General features: G+C 68.2%; 3 protein-coding genes. All 3 read left to right on the forward strand.

What is annotated here, in order from left to right:
* The coding region (locus IJH84_RS10985; RefSeq protein ID WP_295143564.1) for a DUF742 domain-containing protein at window positions 1-461 on the forward strand (461 nt) is incomplete at its 5' end.
* A complete protein-coding gene (locus IJH84_RS10990) occupies window positions 442-1,077 on the forward strand; it encodes an ATP/GTP-binding protein (RefSeq protein ID WP_200069087.1) in 636 nt (211 codons plus the stop codon). The genes IJH84_RS10985 and IJH84_RS10990, both read left to right, overlap by 20 nt.
* Before the next feature lie 1,026 nt (window positions 1,078-2,103).
* On the forward strand, window positions 2,104-2,352 hold the full coding sequence (locus IJH84_RS10995; RefSeq protein WP_200069088.1) for a hypothetical protein: 249 nt from the start codon (window positions 2,104-2,106) through the stop codon (window positions 2,350-2,352).
* The last annotated feature ends 7 nt before the right edge of the window (window positions 2,353-2,359 follow it).

The following is a 2,359-nucleotide window of genomic DNA, read 5'->3' on the forward strand; positions in this document are numbered from 1 at the left end:
CGGACTGGGGCTCCGCGGGACCTGCGCGCGGAGTCCCGGCCACCGGCGGGCAGCGGCCCGCGGGGCAGGAGTGGGAGCGGCCCGCGGCGGAGTGGCCTGCGCAGGACGCCGAATCGGACGTGCCGGCGGCTTCCAGCATCCGGTCCTACACCTGGACCGGGGGGCGGACCCGGTCGAACTACGAGCTTCAAATGGAAACGCTCGTGTCCACCAGCGAGTCGTACCGATCCGGCGCGGCGGGACGGATGGAACACGCGTCGATCGCCGAGTTGTGCAGGCACCCGCTGTCGGTTGCCGAGGTCGGGGCGATGCTGTCCGTTCCGATCGGGGTGGCCCGGGTGCTGCTGGCCGACATGGCTGAACTGGGGATGATCACGGTGCACCAGACTGTGACGGAAAGCGGCAGCGCACCACACATGATGTTGATGGAAAGGGTTTTGAGTGGACTCCGTCGGCTTTAGAGCTCCCCAAGCAGGCGCTCAGGGACCGCTTGCCCAGCAGCGCAGTGCCACCACCTCGGCCAAGATCGTCGTCGCCGGCGGTTTCGGGGTCGGCAAGACGACTTTCGTCGGGTCGGTCTCCGAGATCGTCCCGCTGACCACCGAGGCCGTGATGACGGAGGCCAGTTCCGGCGTCGACGACCTCGCGGCGACGCCGGACAAGACCAGCACCACCGTCGCGATGGACTTCGGCCGCATCTCGCTGGATTCGGATCTGATCCTGTACCTGTTCGGCACGCCCGGGCAGCAGCGGTTCTGGTTCATGTGGGACGACCTGGTGCGCGGTGCGATCGGTGCCGTCGTGCTGGTGGACACCCGCAGACTCGCGGATTCCTTCTCGGCCGTGGACTTCTTCGAGGATCGCGGGCTGCCCTACCTGATCGCGGTGAACTGCTTCGACGGGGAGCTGCGCCACCAGATGGAGGAGATCCGCGAGGCGATGGCGATCGGCCCGCACGTGCCGATCGGCCCGTGCGACGCGCGGGACCAGCAGTCCACCAAGCACGCGCTGATCGCGCTGGTGCAGCACTCGATGCGGCACTGGCAGGCCAAGCAGGGCGCGCAAGCATCCCGGTGAACCGGTTGCGGTGACCGGGCCCGCCGCGGTTGCCGCGGTGGAACTCCTGCGCGAGCGCGCCGTTCGAGCGGAAACGTTCGAGCGGCGCGCTCTTTTTTGCGCTGTGCGGGGAAAATCTCGTGCCCGGCCGGGCGCCGGTCCCGGGCGCGGGCACTGTCCACGGTGTTCTTGACGATCTTCGGTGGACGGTGCCGCGTTCGTCCACCCGGGTATGCCGGTGCGCGCCCGCGCGGCGCGCGGTTTTTGCCTGCTGTGCGGTGACTTCCGGAGTCCGCGGACGCGGATTCCGGCTGGTCCGGCCACTTGCGCGGCACAGTCCTTTATGGAGGAAAGTGCGCAAGTGGCCGTGCCGGACCGCTGCGAAATATTCACCCAATTGAAAGAGTGCGCCCGTCGTTATCCGGCCGCTAACATTCCTCAATAGCGGCCGATGGCCGACTAATCCCACTTCTCGACAGCGCCTGAGCGAGCTGTCGCGGCGCGCTCCCGAGATCGTTCTCGGGTGGCGGCACCGCCTTGTTCCAGGTGATTTCCCGCGTTCGAGAAGGCGATCCGACGAAAGGTGGCCATTGTGGACATCGACGCGCTCTTCCAGCCGCAGTCGCGGGCGATTCGCGCCGCGGCGCGCGAGGGGTTCCGATTCCGGTGCGCGCGCGTCCCGGCGGCGCCGGTGTTGCAAGGATTCCGCGTGGTGCGAGGTGTGCTGGACGTGTTCCTCGCCAGCGCGCCCGACGACTCGGTCGCCGCCCGATATCGGGTGGCGGACCTGGAAAATCCCGAACCGCTCGCGTCGTGGCGGCGATCCGGGCCCGTGGACCAGGTGGTTCCCGCGTTGCTCGCATTACCCGTGCACGGCGCGCGCGGTTCACCGGTGGTCCCGGAACTTCCGCGAACCCGGGATTCTTCAGCCGCAGCACCGATTCCGCCCGCAGCCGGCGACGAGGCGCACACCTGCGCGAATTTCCGTTTCCGGCGGCGTTGGCCGCGCATCCCGCAGCAACGTCGCGCGGAGCCCGGGGGTGCGCGGTGAACGACAAGAAGCACTTGCCGATGGCTTGGCACTTCGAGCGGGTGTCGGCGCGCGAGAGCTACACATTCCGCTGGGGCCGCGGCGCCGGAGTGATCACCGTGCATCGCGGCGACGCGCGTGGTTCGCACGGTGATGACGGTTTGGTCGACACCGTGCAGGTCGGCACCGATTGGATCGATGACCAGGATGTGCGCGTGCAGGCCAAGAAATGGATTCGGGCGAATGCGGGACGCGGTGTGCGATGAATGCCCC

Origin of the sequence: Saccharopolyspora sp., from assembly GCF_017434145.1 — a bacterium.
Lineage (GTDB): Bacteria > Actinomycetota > Actinomycetes > Mycobacteriales > Pseudonocardiaceae > Saccharopolyspora_C > Saccharopolyspora_C galaxeae.